1 pseudogene is annotated in these 1,368 nt (G+C 63.1%); it reads left to right on the forward strand.

The features are described from left to right. Nucleotides 1-51 precede the first annotated feature (51 nt). A pseudogene (locus BN2476_RS42795) lies at nucleotides 52-1,196 on the forward strand (IS3 family transposase); the annotation flags it as partial. Nucleotides 1,197-1,368 lie beyond the last annotated feature (172 nt).

Consider the following 1,368-nt stretch of genomic DNA (forward strand, 5'->3'; position numbering starts at 1 on the left):
TGAAGTTGACCCGGCAAAACGGACACCTATCCTTTTACAGGAGGTGCCGAAATGGGCAAGACTCGTACACCGTACCCGGCGGAATTCCGGGCGCAGATGGTGGAACTGGTCAAGGCCGGGCGCACACCGCAGGAGCTCGCTCGCGAGTTCGAACCGACGGCGCAGACCATCACCAACTGGGTTGCGCAAGCCGAACGTGATGCTGGGGTGCGTCATGACGGGCTGACCACGGCCGAGCGGCAGGAGCTTACGCGGCTGCGCCGTGAGAATCGCCAGTTAAAAATGGAGCGCGACATCCTCTCTCACGCGGCGGCCTGGTTCGCGCGGGAGACGGGAACCGTGCCACCCAAGGGTACGGATTCATGAAAGCGAACCAGGCCCGTTGGCCCATAGCCACGATGGCGCGGCTGCTCGGGGTCTCGACGAGCGGCTATTACGCGTGGCTGATACGCGAGCCATCGCAGCATGCTGGCAGTGATGCGCAGCTGCTGGCGCGTATCCGCACGCTGCATGCGAGTTCGCGCGGCACGTACGGGGCACCACGTATCCATGCGCAACTCGCGCGCGAAGGCGTGCACGTTGGGCGCAAGCGGGTAGCGCGTCTGATGCGCATGGCTGGTCTGTGTGGCGCCAGCCGACGGCGCTGGCCACGTACCACACGGCCGCGTGCGGGGGCACGACGTGCGCCCGATCTGGTACGCCGGCACTTTAGCGCCGACGCGCCGAACGTGCTGTGGGTGGCAGATGCCACCTACATTCCGACCGGCGAGGGGTTTCTATATCTGGCTGTGGTACTCGATGTGTTTAGCCGGCGCATCGTGGGCTGGGCGATGTCGAACCATCTGTACACGGAACTGATGTTGCGTGCGCTCGACATGGCACTGCTGCAGCGACAGCACGAGGGTGTGATTCTGCATTCGGACCAAGGCTGTCAGTACACCTCCATTGCCTTCGGCCGACGTTGTCGCGAGGCCGGTGTGCAACCGTCAATGGGGACGGCCGGCGACGCCTATGACAACGCGATGTGTGAGTCGTTCTTCGGCACACTTGAAGCAGAGCTGCTGTCGCGCGAGCACTTCGCAACGCATGAACAGGCGCGTCGACGTGTGTTCTCATTCCTGGAAGGCTGGTACAACATACGCCGCCTGCACAGCAGCATCGGTTATTGCTCGCCGCTCGAATTTGAAAACCTGCATGCGCCACATCAACCGACATCGCATCGCGGGTTGCCCACCGCCGGGCAGCGTCATGGGCGAGAGAAGCGCCCCGCTGCCCGTCCGTGGACAACCCGCTGCTCAACGCCCAATGGAGGCTAAATCACATTCAATCTCTGACTGCAGATCGGTCCGCTGAACCGGGTCAACCTCA

This window comes from Paraburkholderia piptadeniae (assembly GCF_900007165.1).
Taxonomy (GTDB): Bacteria; Pseudomonadota; Gammaproteobacteria; order Burkholderiales; family Burkholderiaceae; genus Paraburkholderia; species Paraburkholderia piptadeniae.